The organism is Bacteroides muris (ex Fokt et al. 2023) (assembly GCF_024704895.1).
GTDB lineage: Bacteria > Bacteroidota > Bacteroidia > Bacteroidales > Bacteroidaceae > Bacteroides > Bacteroides muris.
Genome location: NZ_JAMZEE010000004.1, coordinates 87964 through 106819 on the forward strand (window position 1 = coordinate 87964; position 18856 = coordinate 106819).

An 18856-nucleotide genomic window follows, 5' to 3' on the forward strand; every position below is an offset into this window, starting at 1 on the left:
CTATCTTTGTATGTATAAAAACAACCGGAAACAAACATGAAACTGCCATTCAAATATATTGCCATACTTGTCATCGTCTCCCTGGCCGGCATCTTCGCCTACCAAGCCTACTGGCTGACGGGACTCTACCATACCATGCACGACCAGATGGAGCGCGACATCACCGAAGCCATGCGCATGAGCGACTATAACGAGATGATGATACGCGTGGAAAAACTACGGAATGACAGCATCAAAGAAGGAACCGTGAGTGTATCGGCAGGTTATGATAACGACAAGTCCTACGTCAGCAGCTCCACAAGTATCACCACGACCATCCCGAAGCAAGAGCCCGAGAAAGCGGACAGCCTCATTGTGGAAGTGACGGGAGACACCATATCCGAGTACGAACCTGCCGACCTGCAGCAATCCGCCATGAGAGTCCACGAAGGCATGGACGTCATCCTCGGCAAGCAGAACAACATGCAGAAACTGACGAACTACTTCCAACGCGGACTGCACTCCGGACTGGACGTCGTCCTCAACCCAGACCTCGCCATCTACGACAGCCTGCTCACCAGCCTGCTGCGCGAGCAGGGACTCGACATGCCCTACCGGCTGGAATACCTGTATGCGGGAGGCGGCAGCGGCAACGTCCTCCCCTACACCGACACCCTTTCCGTGAAGGGCACCGAGGGGTACACGCCCAGCGCCCAAGCCGTGCAGTACGACTATGCCTTCAACCTGCATGGCAGCCAGTTGTACCGGCTGACGATAGAACCCGTCACCGCGATTGTGCTACGGCAGATGTCGGGCATTCTCGCCACTTCCTTCATCATTCTCGTGATACTCTCCTTCTCCTTCTGGTTCCTTATCCGCACCATCTTGAAGCAAAAGACCCTGGAGGAAATGAAGAGCGACTTTACCAACAACATCACCCACGAACTGAAAACACCCATCGCCGTGGCCTATGCCGCCAACGATGCCCTGCTGAACTTCAACCAGGCCGAGGAAAAGACGCAACGCGACAAGTACCTGCGCATTTGCCAGGAGCAGCTTCAGCGGCTTAGCAGACTGGTGGAGCAGATTCTCTCCATGAGCATGGAGCGCCGCCGTACGTTTCGCCTCCATCCGGAGGAGCTCTCCCTGCAAGAAATCGTGGAACGCCTCGTAGAGCAACACAAGCTGAAAGCCGGGAAGCCCGTCCACACCTCCACCGACATCGAGCCCCAGGACCTCACCGTCCTTGCCGACCGTACGCACTTCAGCAACATCCTCAGCAATCTGCTGGACAATGCCATCAAATACTCTAACGGAGAAGCCGAAATAGACATCCGCTGCCGACGGATTGCTACCATGGAGCAAGGCGAGCAGACCGAAATATCTGTCAGCGACCGTGGCATAGGCATCGCACCGGAAAAGCTGAAGCATATCTTCGACAAGTTCTACCGCGTACCCACGGGTAATCTGCACGATGTGAAAGGCTATGGGCTGGGACTGTTCTATGTGAAGACCATGATAGAGAAGCATGGTGGCGGCGTATCGGTAAAGAGTGAGTTGGGAAAAGGAAGTACCTTTACGATAAGGATATGATAACATTATTTGTTAGGGCACTTTACATTACTTGTAACAAAAGCGACAATTATGGAAAAGATAACCGTACTTCTGGTTGAGGACGAACAAACCCTCGCCATGATTATCAAAGACACATTGGAAGGGCAGAACTTCATCATCCACACCGCAGCAGACGGTGAAGAAGGATTGCGCAAGTTCTTCGACCTCCGCCCCGACGTGCTGGTGGCAGACGTGATGATGCCCCGCATGGACGGCTTTGAAATGGTGCGCCGCATCCGGCAGACCGACAAACAGACCCCGGTACTGTTCCTCACCGCCCGCTCCGCCATCAACGATGTGGTGGAAGGGTTTGAACTGGGTGCCAACGACTATCTGAAGAAACCCTTCGGCATGCAGGAGCTGATGATTCGGATCAAGGCGCTGGCAGGTAAAGCCTTCTCCTTTACAGACGAGAAGCCCAAGGAAAGCACCAGCTTCGAGATAGGCGACTACCGACTCAACTCCATCACGCAGCGACTTACGTACGTGGGAGTCGCTGCCTCACCGCAGATGCAGACGGAAGTGGAACTCTCCCACCGCGAGTCCGAAATACTGAAACGCCTCTGCGAGAACCGCAACCAGGTGGTCAATACCCAGAACGTATTGCTCGACCTCTGGGGAGACGACAGCTTTTTCAACTCCCGCAGCCTGCATGTGTTCATCACCAAACTGCGGCATAAACTGGCCGGAGACGAGCGCATCCGTATCGTCAATGTGCGGGGAATAGGATATAAACTGATAGTAGACTAAACTAAAACTAAACTGCCGTCTTCGTCCCTGCCATTCGTATAAAGAAATAGAAGTAATACAAAGATATTTCCGGAAATAGAGGGAAACGAGTATCTTTGTTCAGTCCGCCCCTATGCGGTGGGCAGCAACTGAAATCGTGAACAAAGAACTATGAAACAAATCTTCTTCTGCATCATCACTTTACTTGCAGGCATGTCATCCGTCAGCGCACAGAGCGAGATGCCTGCCGATACGGTACGCTCTGCGTCCGTACGCGACGAGATGTCTCCCGAAGGCATGTCTCCGTCCGAAAAGGAGCTTCTGCCGGACGTGAAGAATTACGACGGCTTCCTGCTGGATATGGGGCTGATGAATCTGTCCGCCCCCACTCTTCCCAGATTCACTTTGGAGATACCGGATGCCAGCAAGGACTACAGCCGCATCTTCCGGTTGAACCCGAACGTGACTTATTCACAAGGCCTTTCGAACCTATTCTCACTCAGCAACTCCCGGTATTTCAGTTCGAACCCTTTCGGGCTGACGGGCTTCCGGGGCTCTGCCGACAACCTGCAAATGGGAAGTTTCACTTTGAAGAACGGCATGCGTATCCATACCTACGGCGAATATGACAAGGACGGCTGGAAAGTGCCCAACCCTTCCGCACTGCCTTGGGAAAAGAACAATTTCAAAGGGGCGTTCGAGCTGAAATCGGCCAACGGAGCCTTTGGCATACGCATCGAGGTACAGCAAGGCAAACACGTGCCCTATTGATGTCCATCACTTAACGACAGAATCTATGGCAAGAAAGAAAATACTGGTGATAGGCGCCAACGGTTTTACCGGCAGACGCATCCAGGATGATTTGTCCCGCAACCTGTCTTATCAGACAACGGGCTATTCCCTGCACGACGACATCCGTCCCCATTCGGGTGACTATCGTTTCATCCGTACGGATATATGCAACCGCCAGGCGGTGGAAAAGCTTTTCCAGGAAGTGCAGCCGGATGTCGTAATCAATACCTCCGCCCTCTCCGTCCCCGATTATTGCGAAACACACCATGCAGAAGCAGATGCCGTCAACATTACTGCCGTGGAGCATCTGGCAGAATGCTGCAAAGCAGAAGGAAGCTGCTTCATCCATCTTTCCACAGACTTTGTTTTCAGCGGCAATACGAATCGGCCTTATACGGAAGAAGATAACAAAAAGTTGCCATGTCTGCTGTTGTGGCATATCACTCTCTACCCGCCAAGTGTAGATGTTCATATCCTCACCTATCAGGCAGATATAAGTACCTTTCTTAGCCCAAAGCGGCAACCCCATACTGTACAGATTACCATCAAAAATCACCAGACTAAAACAATCCGTACCCACTTCCGAAACAGGTACCTCGAAACGAAAGCTGTTTCCCTGCAACGTATCGACAGCAATACTACTCCTACGCCACCTTCCATCCTAAACAGATTCAAGCAGACACCCTACCTCACATTCTTTACCTTACCTTCAATAATAAAACTTCCTTGCGCCTGCACACAAATGCTTGCCAATAATAGAAACACAGCGTTTATTGCCGTATTACAATTCATAGTCCTCTACTGATTTTGATTAATGAAAAACAAAAAGTGGCTGCCCACAAAATGGGCAACCACTCGATTCAAGGTTAGAATTGTGAAATAATGTAATGCAAAACTGTTATATTCCTATTAGTTGAGTACCACTCCGCCATTGTCTGTCGGGTTCTGGGTTAAAGTACCCGGATAAGCGTTGATAGCATCTTGCGGAATGTAATAAGTCACACGATAGTCAGTAGCCGAAACGTCTTCAAACTGTTTGTGCGGACCCGGGAAACGACGAGTCAAAGGCTTGCCGTTACGGAATACATCATAGCTACGTTCTGCCTGATACGCCAATTCCAATTGACGCTCTTTGTCGATTCTTTCGGCAGCATCCTCTTCATCCAACGATACATAGCCAGCTCCCGGAATAGAACGTTCACGAATTGTGTTCAGGTCAGTCAAAGCCTGGCTATATTGTCCCAATTTAGCGTACGCTTCCGCGCGGTTCAGGTAAATCTCGCCCAACCGGCTGATGATGGGAGAATGGAGATGTGAATCTTCACCCTCACGAGAACACTTGGTGATATAGAATTGCGGATATACACGGTTCAGAGAAATATAGTAGTCCAATACTCCTTGGTAGGTTGCTCCACCATAATTGATTTCGTAGATTTCCTCTTCTTCGTTGACAGGAGTCAGTGTATAAGAGTTCTTCTCTGCATCTTTGCAAGTCACTGTAGCCCCATTGCGTTCTGCATCGAATTGTGCGTAGTTCAATATAGGGTCGGAGCCTTTTTCTTGTTCTTTTTTGATGAAACGGAACACCAATTTATTCCCATCTTCATACGTCGGTTCGATGAAAGCAGCGCGTGCATCTACAATTCTATAATGGTCCGGACGCCAGTCGTTACGACCTGTCTCATTCAGCAAGTCGATGTATTTGGCACTGGCATACATTTCGCCCCATCCCATACCGCCAATGTTGGCATACATACCACCGATACCGTAGTAATGGTCATATCCCGAGAATTCGGAAGCCACACGTTTTACCACGAAGATAGATTCGTCGTTGTTTTCCGGCGTAAGGGTATTGTATTTCATGAATTGGTCACGATTCAACAGGCTATAATCACCGGAATTGATTACCTTGTCGGCATATTCCACAGCCAAGCGTGCATATTCTTGATTCGGGTTTTCATAAGTACCGCTCATGTACAGGTACACACGTGACAGCATGGCTTGTGCGGCACCTTTTGAAGCGTAAGCAGGACCTTTGTCTATAGTCAGCATTTCTTCGGCTTTCTTCAAGTCACTAATAACTTGTTCGTAAGTCTCCTTCACGGTAGCACGGTCTTCCATAAACAAGTCTGTCATGATGTTGTCAGGAGTACCGTTTACAATGGGCACACCCAAATTTTTTTCCGGTGCCTGATAGTATGGACGTCCATATGCACGTACAAAATAGAAGTAGAGCATACCGCGCACGTAATAGCATTCGCCCAGTTGGTTGTCGATTTCTTCACTTTGTCCTTCTTCAATCATGTTGATGATGTTCGAAGCCTGTGCGATACCTTTGTAACCATAGTCCCAAAAGTTCTGGAGACGATAGTTGTTGGGAGTACGAGAGTATGAGATGAATTCAAAGAAAGCATCCGTGGAACTACCACGAATCATCATGTTGTCTCCGGCGTATTCACCGCAACGGTGCATAGGGTCGGACCATGTCTTCAATTGTGCATATACTCCATTCATCAAGGCATCCAAGGATGCAGAAGGGTCGCTGGTGATTTGCTCAGCAGACATAGAACCATATGGCAGTCTTTCAATGTCGCAACTTGTCAATGCAGTTGCTGCAACAAGTGCGATGGCTAGTATCTTTTTCATTGTTTATTTTCCTTTTTTTAGATTAGAATGTAACATTTAGACCAAGCATGAATCTACGAACAGACGGATAAACCGCCGGACCGGCAGTTCCCATAACGGAACCATCGGATGCAGGAATCTCAGGGTCAACTCCGGAATAATCTGTAACGGTAAACAGGTTCTCGCCCGAGAGAGAAAGACGGAGGTTCTGTATACCGTATTTCTTCAAAACGAAGTTATAGCTCAGAGTCAGTGAGCGTAACTTCAGATAATCGCTATCTTCCAAATAACGTGAAGATGCGGAATTACCCTTGTCGGAATTGTTGTATTTGGCCACAGGGTGTGTAGCAATGTCACCCGGTTTTTCCCAACGGCTCCAGCCCTTTTGCAATTTCATTTGGTTACGGTCGGTATAAGTACCGTCCGAGTCATATTCCTGACGTGAGTAGTTGTAGATTTGTCCACCGAGAGAATAGCCGAATACAGCACTCAGGTCGAAGTTCTTCCATGATAAAGAAGTAGAGAATCCACCGAATACTTTCGGATTGGCTGTACCCAGTTTGTAATAGTCTGCTTCCGAATAATTGGATGTCGTTACTTTATTACCGTTCTCATCGTCCATGTACCACATCGGGGCACCGTTTTCAGAATTTACACCTGCCCATTCTTTTCCATAATAAGTGTCGATAGGTTCACCCACCTCCAGACGTCTGTTGATGGTACCGGCAATGGAACTACCATCGCTAATGATAACGGGAACTATGGCATAACTGCCGTCAGCTTGCTTCTGTGCATAGAGGTCTTTCAACTCGTTTTTGTTGGTAGCGACGTTGAACTCTACGTTCCAGTTCCAGTCTTTGTTGTGGATAATGTCGCCACCTACGGAAAGTTCAAAACCGGTATTACGCATCTTACCGATATTCTTGTAGATGGATGTTACACCAGTCAAACCAGTAACGGGCACATTGTAGAGAATGTTATCGGTGTTCTTCAGATAGTAATCAAAAGTCATGTGCAGACGATTGTCAAGGAACGCACCATCCACACCAATACCGGTGGTGAAAGTTTTCTCCCAAGTCAGGTCTTTGTTCCCGATGACAGAAATCAAAGCTCCTGCCTGTTCGTTATAGCTGGAAGAAACGGAATAAAGGTCGTACTGCGGATAAAGTGAACTGGGACGGTTACCTACAGAACCGTAGGATGCACGGAGTTTCAGATTGTCCACCCAATCTGCGTTGAACCAGTCTTCACGGTTAATAATCCAACCGGCACTGACAGAGAACAAATTACCATACTTGGCATTGTCTCCCAAATTGGAAGCACCATCACGACGAAACATCACTTCTCCCAAATATTTATTGTCATAAGTGTATTTCCAGTTGGTAAAATAAGATTGTACAGCCCATTCAGTGCGTGCACCTCCAATAGATTCAGGAATGGCAGTAACGTCCATCACCTGGAAACCGGGAATAAACCCTGTACCGTTTCCTGCAAAGGTCTTGGCCGTGTAGTCCTTAAACTCGTAGGATACGTGACCGTTGATAGAGTGCTTACCGAACATTTTGCTCACCATCAAGTTCTGGTTGGTATAGCGGCGCACCACTTCACTGCGATATTCATACAAACGTCCATCCACACCGGAACCGCCATTTGAGCGCGGGTCTGTATAGCTATGTAAAGAATAAGAAAGGTAGCGGTAATTGTTTACAGAGGTGAATGTCAACCAGTCTGTAAGACGAATGTCGAAGTCAAAGTTACCCATGAACTCATAGTTGGTAGATTCTCCATAGTTGCCATAGCTTAAGTCCAGCAAATAGTTGGTATTCTGCGCATTTACCCATCCACTATAACGATGAGGCACCAATTCTCCATTTTTGTCATACGGACTATCCCAAGGGAACATGGAATACATGGCGGTAACAGAATATTGCTGGTCGTAAATGTCACGGCGAGAACCACTCAATGACGGTTTTACTGTTAACCAGTTGAACGGCTTATAGGTGGTACGCGTACGGAAGCTGTATCGCTTATAGTCATATCCCTTTACAGCTCCTTCTTCATCGTAGTAGCCAACAGATAAGTAAGACTGGAGTTTGTCTGAACCTCCAGAGATTGAGACGTGATAATCTTGCGTGAAACCGGTCTTGGTAGCCAAATCCCACCAGTTAAAATTACTGTTGCGCAGTTCAGGATTCCAGCGGGTAAACGCAATTTCGTTAACATTCTGGAAAGAAGCGTAATAATCGTACAACTCGGCACCGTTCATCACTTCCAGATTACCGTTGTTCACAGTACTTATACCCATCTTGACGGATGCACTTACATTCAATTTGCCTTCACGCCCTTTCTTGGTAGTGACTACAATCACACCGTTGGCACCTTCCGAACCATAAATAGCAGTCGAAGCGGCATCTTTCAAAACGGTCATACTTTCAATGTCAGCAGGGTTCAAATCACCGGCACTACTACCTACGATAACACCGTCGATAACCCACAAGGGCTGTGTACCACCGCTCAACGAAGCTTGTCCGCGAATCACTACGGCACCATTAGAACCTGGTTGTCCAGAACCCGGAGCCACATATACGCCCGGCACCTTGCCGTTCAGCATATTTTCCACAGAAGGAGTAGTGATGTCCTTCAGTTTGTCACTCTTCACAGTGCTCATGGCTCCTGTCAAACTCTCCTTGCGTTGGGTAGTATAACCCACAACGACTACCTCGTCCAATGTTTCGGTGTCCTCTGCCAACTTGACAATTTGCGTTCCAGAGGTCGCAGCCACCTCGATAGTCTTATATCCAATATAAGATACGACCAACGTGGCGCCTACCGGTGCATTCAATTCATATTCTCCATCCAGATTCGTAATGGTACCATTAGTTGTACCTTTCACCAATACATTGGCACCAATAATGGTTTCCCCATTATTGTCCAAAACCTTACCTTTGATTTTCGTGGTTTGTTGTGTAATTGCAGGCAGCAAATTTACCGCATCTGCCAGAGTAGCAGACACTGGTATGGAAAATATTCCCAAGGCACCTGCAAGCAAGACATACTTGCCAGTCAGAGTTAATCTTTCAACTTTCATAAGTATTACTTTGGGTTAATAAATATGTATAATTTTGATTATCAACAAATAAAACACACTTATCCGTTCTTTCTAAAGCAGAGAGACCTACCATTTGTTAATAATCAGCGCAAAATTATACAAATATTTAATAATTACAATACCCCTATTAAAAAAATATATAAAAAACATAGAATAATATCGTAATATCTAAAGTTGCTTTGGATACCATCTTCAACACCCGTAGCCAGCACGTGTTCATCACAAAACTGAGGCGCAAGCTGGCTGGAAACGAGTACATCTGTATTGCTAATATGAGGGGAATAGGCTACAAACGGATCATCAACGGCTGAAACTCTCTTTAATAAAGCTTTCTCATTTATAATTGAATTTTGTAGTAACTTTATTCTTTAGAAAGATTAAAGTCTCATATATTCCAACTACCTTTGTATTTGAAACCCAATGAATCAATTATAAAACGGCAAAGATTATAATAATATAGAATAATAATTATGTACCAAAATGGAATGATAAAACGGATGCTGCTTTGCGTCCTTGTCTTATTTACAGGCACTTTGTCCGTCCATGCACAAGAAGAAGTGGCGACCGACACGATAAGCGGCCTACCGGCAACCGTAAAAAATTACGACGGCTTCCTGCTGGATATGGGACTGATGAATCTGTCCGCCCCCACTCTTCCTAAATTTACTTTGGAGATACCGGATGCCAGCAAGGACTACAGCCGCATCTTCCGGTTGAACCCGAACATGACTTATTCACAAGGTCTTTCGAACATATTCTCACTCAGCAACTCCCGGTATTTCAGTTCGAACCCCTTCGGACTGACGGGCTTCTGGGGCTCTACTGACAACCTGCAGATGGGAAGTTTCACTTTGAAGAACGGCATGCGCATCCATACCTACGGCGAATATGACAAAGACGGATGGCGAGTGCCCAACCCTTCCGCACTGCCTTGGGAAAAGAACAATTTCAAAGGGGCGTTCGAGCTGAAATCGGCCAACGGAGCCTTTGGCATACGCATCGAAGTGCAGCAGGGAAGGAACTATCCATATTGAAAGGGGCCGAAGTGACAATGTGACTCTGGCAGCCCCAGCATGCTTCTTTTGTCTGTCTTCAATCACGCATTTATAAACGTAATTATGAAAAGGAAAATACTGGTGATAGGCGCCAACGGTTTTACCGGCAGACGCATCCTGGACGATTTGTCCCGCAATCAGGCTTATCAGGCAACGGGCTGTTCCCTGCACGATGACATCTGTCCTCATTCGGGCGACTATCGCTTTATCCGTACGGACATATGCAACCGATCCGCAGTGGAAAAGCTTTTACAGGAAGTACGGCCGGATGTCGTAATCAATACCTCCGCCCTTTCCGTCCCCGATTATTGCGAAACACACCATGCAGAAGCGGATGCCGTCAACATTACTGCCGTGGAGCATCTGGCAGAATGCTGTGAGGCGGGAGGCAGCCGTTTTATCCATCTTTCCACCGATTTCGTTTTCGGTGGTGATGCAGACCGGCTCTATACGGAGGAGGATATTCCCGCTCCTGTCAATTATTACGGCTACACCAAACTGGAAGGTGAGAAACGCATCGCTGCCGTTTGCGGGAATTATGCCATCGTCCGTGTAGTGGTGGTGTACGGTGCTGCCCTGCCCGGACAGCATGGCAATGTGCTCCAACTGGTGGCAAACAGATTAAGGAGCAATGAGGAAGTGTTCGTCGTGGCCGACCAATGGCGTACGCCCACCTTCGTGGGAGACGTGTCGCAAGGAGTGGAGAAACTGATAAACCACCCGCAAAACGGCATCTACCACCTCTGTGGCAGCGAGTGCCTGACCATTGCAGACATCGCTTATCGGGTAGCGGACGTATTGGGGCTGAATCGCTCGCTCATCCGTCCCGTCACCACAAAGGAGATGAATGAAAAGACGCCACGTCCCCGTTTCAGCGGACTGAGTATAGAAAAGGCACGCCAGGAACTGGAGTATCGGCCACACACGCTGGATGAAGGAATAAAGCTGATGTTCGGATGGTGAATAATGCAGGCTCGGATGGCAGCAGATTCCCTTTACGGAGCAATCCGGGCTATTTCAAGCTACCGCCGATAATATCGAGCAGCTCATTCGTAATGGCCTGCTGGCGGCTCTTGTTATACTGCTTCGTCAAATCCTGAATCAGCTCGTTGGCGTTGTCCGTCGCCGTCTGCATGGCAAGCATGCGGGCAGCATGTTCCGAAGTGTTGGAATCAAGAAGTACGGTAAATATCTTCTGGCTCAACACCTTGGGCAGGAGTTCCGCTATCAGCTCACCGACGGAAGGCTCCACGATATAGTCATTATTAAAACTGCGGGCATCTTCCGGCATACCCTCCTCCGCCTCCTGCACCACTTGTGTCAGGTCAATGGGCAGATAATTCTCACGGAACAACACCTGCGAACCCATCGACTTGAAGTGATGATAAATCAGTTCCACATGGTCAATCCGCTTTTCCACAAACTCCCGCATCAGCTTCTCTGCCAGTCCGTACGCTTCGACATACGAAGGCTTGTCCGCCATCACCTGAAAGCTGCCTTGCGACACATATCCCATCTTCCTGACGGCTTCCTCCACCTTTCTCCCAACGGGATATATCAGAATATTCTCCTTGCCCAGCGACTGGTAGTCTTCCAAAGTCCGTTCCAGCATCTTCGCCACGTTCGAGTTGAATGCACCACACAAGGAACTGTTGGACGAAAACGCCACGACCGCTACCCTCTTCACGGGCCTTTTCTCGGTATAAGGCGACTGGAAGGAAGCATCCGTACGCAGAAAGTTCGTCAGAATCTCATTCAGCTTCCGTTGATAAGGCAGCATATTCTCAATCCGCCCCTGCACCTTGTGCAGCTTGGCAGATGCCACCATCTTCATCGCCGATGTTATCTGGCGTGTACTCTTGACGGAGCTGATTCTATTTTTTACCTCTTTCAGTGAAGCCATATATTTATTTACGATTTAGTTATTTACGATTGAGGTTACTTTTGCCTGCATCCGATTGCAGGTCACATGAATTGCCTTGCAACCGCCTCTGCCGTCTCCTCAATCTTCTTGCAGACATCGTCGTTGATGACACCCGTCTTTAAAACGTCGAGCACCTCCATGCGATAGTTCATCTCAAGAGACTCAAGGAAGTTGCGTTCAAATTCGCCGACCTTGTCCAAAGGAACATCCCTCAGCAAGCCGTGCGTGCCGCAATAAAGAATGGCAATCTGCTTTTCCACCGGCATGGGGCTGTATTGGGGCTGTACCAGCAGGCGTGTATTCTTCTGTCCCTTGTCGATGGTCAATGCCGTCACGGGGTCCATATCGCCACTGAACTTGGCAAATGCTTCCAGCTCACGGTATTGCGCCTGGTCAATCTTCAGCGTGCCCGCCACCTTCTTCATGGCCTTGACCTGGGCATTGCCACCCACGCGGCTCACGGAGATGCCCACGTCGATGGCGGGACGGTTGCCCTGATTGAAGAGGTTCGTATCAAGGAATATCTGCCCGTCGGTAATTGAAATCACATTCGTCGGGATATAGGCGGATACGTCTCCTGCCTGAGTTTCGATGACGGGCAATGCAGTCAGCGAACCGCCACCCTTCACCTTGCCTTTCAGACTGTCCGGCAGGTCGTTCATCTCCCGCGCCACTTCCTCCTGACTGATGATTTTTGCCGCACGTTCCAACAAACGGGAGTGCAGATAGAAGATGTCGCCCGGATATGCCTCACGTCCCGACGGACGGCGCAGAATCAGAGACACTTCGCGATAGGCCACTGCCTGCTTGGACAAGTCGTCGTAGACCACCAGTGCATGACGACCGGTATCACGGAAATACTCTCCGATGGCTGCTCCTGCAAAGGGGGCATAGTACTGCAATGCGGCCGGGTCGCCCGCCGTGGCAGCCACCACGATGGTATAGTCCATCGCACCGTACCGGTGCAGGGTGTTCACAATAGAAGCTACGGTAGAACCTTTCTGGCCAATGGCCACATAAATGCAATACACCGGATCACCTGCTTCAAAATTGGCACGCTGGTTGATGATGGCATCAATGGCAATGCCCGTCTTACCGGTCTGGCGGTCACCGATAATCAGCTCACGCTGTCCGCGGCCAATAGGTATCATGGCATCCACAGCCTTCAGACCGGTCTGCAGCGGCTGGTTCACCGGCTGACGGAAGATAACTCCCGGTGCCTTACGTTCCAGCGGCATTTCATAAAGTTCTCCGCCTATCAGCCCTTTGCCGTCAAGCGGTGCGCCCAAGGGGTCTATTACACGCCCCAGCATACCCTCTCCCACCATGATGGAAGCAATACGCTTGGTACGCTTCACAATGAAGCCTTCCTTGATTTTATCCGTAGGGCCAAGCAACACAGCACCCACATTATCTTCTTCAAGGTTCATCACAATGGCCTTGATGCCGTTGTCGAATTCCAACAACTCGTTGGCTTCGGCATTGCGCAGCCCATAGATACGGGCTACACCGTCACTGACTTGCAGTACCGTGCCAATCTCGTCCAGCTGCACGCGGGTGTCAATCCCTTCCAGTTGCTTGCGGAGAATTTCGGAGACTTCGCTTACTTTTATATTTTCAGACAACATCTTAGTATTTATTATTTTACGATTTACTATTTTGAAAGAATCCGGACCACATACTGTTTGACCTCTGCAACTTACGCATCGTAAGACCATTAGATAGCAAATTGCAAATTGTCAAATCGTAAGTCACACGATTCTTCTATTCTTATCAATGAACTGCTGTTTCACTTTCTTAAGCTGCGTAGCAATACTGGCATCCAGACGGAAGTCGTTGATGTCGAAGATAAAACCACCTTCAATAGAGGAATCCACTTCGGTCTGCAACTCCATGCTGGCATGCAGCAGAGCGGAGGCACTGTCATGGATACGTTCCCGCACTTCCCGGCTGACGGGAACGGCTGTTATCAGCCTTCCTACACCGATATGCTTGTCTTTCCGGTACAAATCCAGAAAGCTCAAGCAGATGTACTGGAGAAGGTTTTCCCGCCGGTTCTTCAACACCAGGGCCATGAAACGTGCAAACTCACGGCTGGCAGGAGCATCCCCCACAGCAGCGGTACAGATAAGTGCGAACTTCTCACGTATCGTCAGGATGGGGTTTTCCAATGCCATGCGCAAATCCGGATGTTTCCTGAAGCTGCGGTCGAGCATACAAAATTCCTTGTACAGCGTATCTTCTGTCCCCATGCTCTTGGCATATTCCATCAAAGCTTTCGCATAACGCATCGAAACGATTCCTATATCCATTTCTTTGAGAATTAATTGTTTTTACTTGCGGCCAGCACTTCATCCAGCATCCGGTCTATCATCTTCATCTGCTCATGTTTATCGTCCAGATTCTTGCGGATAATCTTCTCGGCTATATCCACGGACAAGACTGCCACCTGACGGCGAATATCGCGGATGGCCTCTTCCTTCTCTTGCCGTATCTGCTTTCTAACTTCATCCAGCTCCTTCTGCGCGGCGGCTTCCGCCTGCTTGCGTGCTTCGACGATAATCTTGTCACGCTCATGCATCGCCTCCCGCAGAATGCGTCCTTGTTCTTTGTTGGCAGAAGCAATCAGCGCTTCACTCTCCTCTTTCAGTTTGGAGAGCCGGGCATTCGCTTCGCGTGCCACTTCCAAAGACTGGTCGATGTAGGTCTTGCGACCTTCCACCATCTTGGTGATAACGGGAAAACCGTACTTGGCAAGCACCGTAAACACCACACCGAATGAAAGGAGCATCCAAAAAAGCAGACCACTATCGGGTAATAACAATGACATAATCTTATTCAGTATTTTACTATTTTACAATTTGGCTGCGCAGTGATGCCGCACGACAAATTAAACTTTGCAAATGGTAGACTGTACATCATAAAAAGAATACCAATAAACACACAACTACTGCCAACAAAGCAACACCTTCAATCAAGGCAGCGGCAATAATCATGTTCATACGGATATCTCCGGATGCTTCCGGCTGGCGGGCAATGGCCTCCATGGCAGAACCGCCGATTTTACCGATACCTACACCAGCACCAACAACAGCCAGACCGGCGCCAATGGCCGCACCCAGTTTACTAACTCCCATACCTGCCGCAGCAGCTTGCAATAATACAGATAGTAACATAACTTTTAGTTTTTAAATGATTATTTTTATTCATATTCTATATTCCCACACAATTTTATCCTTCTATCACCTCATCACTTTACCGCCTCCTCCTTATGCTCTTCCTGCGCCAGACCGATGAATACAGCCGACAGCATGGTGAACACGTATGCCTGGATAAAGGCAACCAGCAGTTCAAGCGCATTCATAAAGATATTGAACAACACCGATGCTACGGTCAGCGTTCCGTTCAAAGCAGGTCCCATACCGGCCGAGATGAATATCAGGCAGGTAAGCACCAGCATTGCCATGTGTCCTGCCAGCATATTGGCAAAAAGACGTATCATCAAAGCAAACGGCTTGGTGAAAATGCCGAAGAACTCGATAAACGGCATCATGGGAACCGGCACCTTCAGCCACCAAGGTACGTCCGGCCAGAAGATATCTCTCCAATAGGTCTTGGTTCCAAAGATATTCACGGCCAAGAAAGTACAGATGGCCAGTACCATCGTAACGGCTATATTTCCCGTCACGTTGACCCCTCCGGGAAAGAAAGGAATCAGCCCCATGACGTTGTTGATGAAGATAAAGAAGAAGGCCGTCAGCAAGTAAGGCGCAAATTTACGGTATTTTGGACCGACACAACTCTTTATAATATCATCGTTCACCATCATGATGAACATCTCCATAAACCCGATGAAACCACCGGGAGCGGCACTTCCCTGCGGGTGCTTACGATACCAGTGCGCCACACTCAAAATGATGACAAGCAGCAATGCACTGTTGATGAGCAAAGCCAGAGTCACCTTCGTGATGGAGATGTCCAACGGACGCGTTTCGTTTCCGACGGCATCATGCTCCACCAGTTTGCCTTCGTACTTGCTTCCTGCGGGAGCGATGGAAAAGCCTTCATAACTTCCGCCATTTTCCTCCAGACGTGAGGATAAGAAGGCATGCCATCCGGTAGCCGGGCTATGTACGATTACCGGCAACGGAATCGTAACGTGAGTCTCACCCCACGTCGTGATGTGCCATTCGTAAGAATCGCCGATATGCCCGAAGACAATCTCCTTCACGTCCACCGTGCTCCCGGCCCGCACCGTGGCAGGCAGCAGCATGCCCAGTGCCAGCAGAACAACAGTCAGTATGTCACGCAATCTTTTCATCATTACTTTTCTTTTTCGGTTTCCTGCCCGCTTCAAAAGTGAAGAAGAACCAGGAATCATAAATCAAATATATCAGATAGTTGGCTATAAACGTCAACAGAAACGCCCTGGCTTCCTCCTGCACAACAACGCAATAAATCAGCATCACAATCATCGAAACCAGCATTCTCAACACACGTATCAGCAGATAAATCTGCAACATCCGTCCCGGCATCCGCTGGCGGCAGCTCTCAGTCATATTAATCATAAATGCACCGAAAACAAAGAAGAAAAACGGAATCAGCGGATAACCGCCGAAATAGTGGTGCGGATTTATTGAAAAATACGCCCAACCGCCCAGAATCCCTGTCAATGCTGTCAAGAGTGCCGTATGCAACAAGTAGTTTCTCTTAGTAATAGTCACTTCGCCAATTAATAATTAAAAGTTTACAATTAAACCGGAGGTCAGTCTATACAAACGGAAACGTTGTTACCGTTCATTTCAATAAAACCACCGTTAATCTCCCTGCTATGCTCTTCGCCGTCCTTTGTCACGTAAGACAGCGTGCCGGCCCTCAAGGCCGATATAATAGGCGCATGCCGGGGCAGAATGGTAAACGAACCAATCTCACCGGGCAGTGTCACGCTGTCCACCTCTCCATCAAAGAGTTCCTCTTCCGGTGATACTATATTTAGCTGTAATCCTTTCATCAGATATTATTTACGATTTAACTATTTACGATTCGCCTGCTCCAGCAGTTTCTTGCCTTTCTCAATGGCTTCTTCAATGGTTCCCACATTCAGGAAAGCCGGTTCGGGCAGGTAATCCACCTCTCCGTCAAGAATCATCTTGAAGCCCTTGATGGTGTCCTCGATGGAAACCATTGTGCCGGGAACACCCGTAAACTGCTCGGCAACGGCAAACGGCTGCGAAAGAAAACGCTGCACGCGACGCGCACGGTTCACCAGCGTACGATCGGCATCCGACAATTCCTCCATGCCAAGGATAGAGATAATATCCTGCAATTCCTTGTTGCGCTGCAGTATCTGCTTCACACGTTGTGCCACTTCATAGTGCTCCACACCCACGATGTGTGGGTCAAGAATGCGTGAAGTGGATTCCAACGGGTCTACAGCAGGATAAATGCCCAGCTCGGTAATCTTACGGCTCAATACCGTGGTGGCATCGAGGTGCGTAAAAGTGGTGGCGGGTGCCGGGTCTGTCAAGTCATCGGCAGGCACATATACAGCCTGCACGGAAGTAATGGAGCCGTTTCTTGTAGAGGTGATACGCTCCTGCATGGCGCCCATTTCCGTAGCCAGTGTAGGCTGATAGCCCACAGCAGAAGGCATACGCCCCAACAATGCTGAAACCTCGGAACCGGCTTGGGTGAAACGGAAGATATTGTCGATGAAGAACAGAATGTCACGCGGACCGTCTGTCTCCGCTCCCATGTCGCGGAAGGACTCGGCCACTGTCAACCCAGACAATGCCACTGACTGACGCGCACCGGGAGGCTCGTTCATCTGGCCGAAAATCAGGGATACTTGCGACTTTGCCACTTCGTCATAGTCTACCTTCGATAAATCCCAGTGACCTTCCTCCATTCCTTTCTTGAACTCCTCTCCGTAGCGGATAACACCGGACTCAATCATTTCCCTCAGCAGGTCGTTGCCTTCACGTGTACGTTCTCCTACACCGGCAAACACAGAAAAACCATGCTGCTTCTTCGCAATATTGTTGATGAGTTCCTGGATAAGCACGGTCTTGCCTACACCGGCACCGCCGAAGAGACCGATTTTACCACCCTTGCTGTATGGTTCCAGCAGGTCGATAACCTTGATTCCCGTATAAAGAACTTCTTGTACGGTAGTCAAATCTTCAAATTTAGGGGGGTCGCGGTGGATGGGATAGGCACCGGTACGGTCCAATTCTTTCATGCCGTCAATAGAGTCGCCCACTACGTTCATCAGGCGACCTTTGATTTGTGTGCCTATCGGCATGGTGATAGGTCCTCCCAACGGATACACTTTCATTCCTCTCTGCAGGCCGTCCGTACTGTCCATGGCAACAGTCCGCACCGTGTTTTCACCAATGTGCTGCTGCACCTCTACAATCAGTCTTCTGCCGTTCGACCTTTTTATTTCCAGTGCGTCGTGAATACTCGGTAACATCATTTCTGCCTCCGTACCTTCGAAATAAACGTCTACTACAGGTCCGATTACCTGCGAGACATGTCCGACAATCTGTGACATAAGCAATCTTTTTTATTCTATATCTTCTTAATTATTTTTCCCAATGCCAAGTTGTAAGTCGCGTATATCCTCATAAATAAGTCAGCCAAGTCGCGTCTTTCATCAGCTCTGCATGTACTCATACCTATTAACGTTTGTCTGCTATGGTTTGTTCATCCCAATAGTTATATAAACAACTACACAAATGTACAGACAAATTGTGCGTAATTGTTATCGGATATAGCATTTTTTGAACAAAAAGTGCCATTTGGACGATTAATGTTACAATTAGAACAATTCATTACAGATATTATAACTTCGATTAACAATTAGTTTATAAACTATCCATAGAATCCCACCTAACTCATCCTACTCGCTTTTGACAGGCAAATCTTCCTATTTTCCTTACTTGACAGCGTTATAACAGAACAGCCGTAGCTACCCGCTTTTCCCTGCATTCAAAAAAAATAAGCCTTGTCTCTCGACAAGGCTTA

At 48.4% G+C, this 18856-nt stretch carries 16 protein-coding genes and 2 pseudogenes; 7 read left to right on the plus strand and 11 right to left on the minus strand.

Features of this window, described 5'->3' with window-relative positions:
• Window positions 1-36: 36 nt before the first annotated feature.
• The 4 genes and pseudogenes from M1B78_RS02865 to M1B78_RS02880 form a co-directional block, all read left to right on the plus strand.
• Window positions 37-1572 (plus strand): sensor histidine kinase, encoded by a 1536-nt coding sequence (locus M1B78_RS02865; RefSeq protein ID WP_257939836.1) that lies wholly within the window; start codon window positions 37-39, stop codon window positions 1570-1572.
• Between the two features lie 51 nt (window positions 1573-1623).
• On the plus strand, window positions 1624-2343 hold the full coding sequence (locus tag M1B78_RS02870) for a response regulator transcription factor (protein WP_176468677.1): 720 nt from the start codon (window positions 1624-1626) through the stop codon (window positions 2341-2343).
• 150 nt (window positions 2344-2493) lie between these two features.
• Window positions 2494-3093 (plus strand): occludin, encoded by a 600-nt coding sequence (locus tag M1B78_RS02875; RefSeq protein ID WP_257931859.1) that lies wholly within the window; start codon window positions 2494-2496, stop codon window positions 3091-3093.
• Window positions 3094-3118: 25 nt separating this feature from the next.
• Window positions 3119-3676: pseudogene (locus tag M1B78_RS02880) on the plus strand (SDR family oxidoreductase); the annotation flags it as partial.
• A 347-nt stretch (window positions 3677-4023) separates the two neighbouring features.
• Here M1B78_RS02880 and M1B78_RS02885 read toward each other — a convergent pair.
• Window positions 4024-5760 (minus strand): RagB/SusD family nutrient uptake outer membrane protein, encoded by a 1737-nt coding sequence (locus M1B78_RS02885; RefSeq protein ID WP_257939838.1) that lies wholly within the window; start codon window positions 5758-5760, stop codon window positions 4024-4026.
• A gap of 22 nt (window positions 5761-5782) precedes the next feature.
• Complete coding sequence (locus tag M1B78_RS02890) at window positions 5783-8827, minus strand: SusC/RagA family TonB-linked outer membrane protein (protein ID WP_257939839.1); 3045 nt, start codon at window positions 8825-8827, stop codon at window positions 5783-5785.
• 203 nt (window positions 8828-9030) lie between these two features.
• Here M1B78_RS02890 and M1B78_RS02895 point away from each other — a divergent pair.
• From M1B78_RS02895 to M1B78_RS02905, 3 genes and pseudogenes are all read left to right on the plus strand, one after another.
• A pseudogene (locus M1B78_RS02895) lies at window positions 9031-9159 on the plus strand (DNA-binding response regulator); the annotation flags it as partial.
• A 177-nt stretch (window positions 9160-9336) separates the two neighbouring features.
• Entirely contained in the window at window positions 9337-9882 is a 546-nt protein-coding gene (locus M1B78_RS02900; protein WP_136009997.1) for an occludin, read from the plus strand.
• 84 nt (window positions 9883-9966) lie between these two features.
• Window positions 9967-10866 carry an SDR family oxidoreductase gene (locus M1B78_RS02905; RefSeq protein WP_257939840.1) on the plus strand — a complete coding sequence of 300 codons (900 nt, stop codon included), beginning with the start codon at window positions 9967-9969 and terminating at the stop codon, window positions 10864-10866.
• A gap of 49 nt (window positions 10867-10915) precedes the next feature.
• Here the strand turns inward: M1B78_RS02905 and M1B78_RS02910 are convergent, their stop codons facing one another.
• The 9 genes from M1B78_RS02910 to atpD form a co-directional block, all read right to left on the minus strand.
• A complete protein-coding gene (locus M1B78_RS02910; RefSeq protein ID WP_257931855.1) occupies window positions 10916-11806 on the minus strand; it encodes a F0F1 ATP synthase subunit gamma in 891 nt (296 codons plus the stop codon).
• A gap of 62 nt (window positions 11807-11868) precedes the next feature.
• Window positions 11869-13452 (minus strand): F0F1 ATP synthase subunit alpha, encoded by a 1584-nt coding sequence (atpA, locus tag M1B78_RS02915; protein ID WP_257939861.1) that lies wholly within the window; start codon window positions 13450-13452, stop codon window positions 11869-11871.
• 126 nt (window positions 13453-13578) lie between these two features.
• The gene (locus M1B78_RS02920; RefSeq protein WP_136009975.1) at window positions 13579-14139 is read right to left on the minus strand and encodes a F0F1 ATP synthase subunit delta; all 561 of its coding nucleotides are present in this window, start codon (window positions 14137-14139) and stop codon (window positions 13579-13581) included.
• An 11-nt stretch (window positions 14140-14150) separates the two neighbouring features.
• Window positions 14151-14657, minus strand: coding sequence for a F0F1 ATP synthase subunit B (atpF, locus tag M1B78_RS02925; RefSeq protein ID WP_257931853.1), 507 nt, complete (start codon window positions 14655-14657; stop codon window positions 14151-14153).
• 88 nt (window positions 14658-14745) lie between these two features.
• Window positions 14746-15003, minus strand: a complete 258-nt coding sequence (gene atpE / locus M1B78_RS02930; RefSeq protein WP_176468684.1) for an ATP synthase F0 subunit C — start codon at window positions 15001-15003, stop codon at window positions 14746-14748.
• Between the two features lie 74 nt (window positions 15004-15077).
• Complete coding sequence (gene atpB / locus M1B78_RS02935) at window positions 15078-16148, minus strand: F0F1 ATP synthase subunit A (RefSeq protein WP_257939862.1); 1071 nt, start codon at window positions 16146-16148, stop codon at window positions 15078-15080.
• Complete coding sequence (locus tag M1B78_RS02940) at window positions 16132-16551, minus strand: hypothetical protein (protein ID WP_257939841.1); 420 nt, start codon at window positions 16549-16551, stop codon at window positions 16132-16134. Before M1B78_RS02940 ends, atpB begins: the two co-directional genes overlap by 17 nt.
• Window positions 16552-16592: 41 nt before the next feature.
• On the minus strand, window positions 16593-16838 hold the full coding sequence (gene atpC, locus M1B78_RS02945; RefSeq protein ID WP_257939842.1) for an ATP synthase F1 subunit epsilon: 246 nt from the start codon (window positions 16836-16838) through the stop codon (window positions 16593-16595).
• Between the two features lie 21 nt (window positions 16839-16859).
• A complete protein-coding gene (atpD, locus tag M1B78_RS02950; protein ID WP_136009980.1) occupies window positions 16860-18383 on the minus strand; it encodes a F0F1 ATP synthase subunit beta in 1524 nt (507 codons plus the stop codon).
• Window positions 18384-18856: the final 473 nt, after the last annotated feature.

Bases quoted from the DNA above. Each gene is read 5' to 3' on its own strand.
- atpE (WP_176468684.1), bottom strand. From the start codon at position 15,003: ATGTTACTATCTGTATTATTGCAAGCTGCTGCGGCAGGTATGGGAGTT.
- atpF (WP_257931853.1), bottom strand. From the start codon at position 14,657: ATGTCATTGTTATTACCCGATAGTGGTCTGCTTTTTTGGATGCTCCTT.
- atpD (WP_136009980.1), bottom strand. From the start codon at position 18,383: ATGTCACAGATTGTCGGACATGTCTCGCAGGTAATCGGACCTGTAGTA.
- M1B78_RS02890 (WP_257939839.1), bottom strand. From the start codon at position 8,827: ATGAAAGTTGAAAGATTAACTCTGACTGGCAAGTATGTCTTGCTTGCA.
- M1B78_RS02865 (WP_257939836.1), top strand. From the start codon at position 37: ATGAAACTGCCATTCAAATATATTGCCATACTTGTCATCGTCTCCCTG.
- M1B78_RS02905 (WP_257939840.1), top strand. From the start codon at position 9,967: ATGAAAAGGAAAATACTGGTGATAGGCGCCAACGGTTTTACCGGCAGA.
- M1B78_RS02875 (WP_257931859.1), top strand. From the start codon at position 2,494: ATGAAACAAATCTTCTTCTGCATCATCACTTTACTTGCAGGCATGTCA.
- M1B78_RS02920 (WP_136009975.1), bottom strand. From the start codon at position 14,139: ATGGATATAGGAATCGTTTCGATGCGTTATGCGAAAGCTTTGATGGAA.
- atpC (WP_257939842.1), bottom strand. From the start codon at position 16,838: ATGAAAGGATTACAGCTAAATATAGTATCACCGGAAGAGGAACTCTTT.
- M1B78_RS02885 (WP_257939838.1), bottom strand. From the start codon at position 5,760: ATGAAAAAGATACTAGCCATCGCACTTGTTGCAGCAACTGCATTGACA.
- M1B78_RS02870 (WP_176468677.1), top strand. From the start codon at position 1,624: ATGGAAAAGATAACCGTACTTCTGGTTGAGGACGAACAAACCCTCGCC.
- atpB (WP_257939862.1), bottom strand. From the start codon at position 16,148: ATGAAAAGATTGCGTGACATACTGACTGTTGTTCTGCTGGCACTGGGC.
- M1B78_RS02910 (WP_257931855.1), bottom strand. From the start codon at position 11,806: ATGGCTTCACTGAAAGAGGTAAAAAATAGAATCAGCTCCGTCAAGAGT.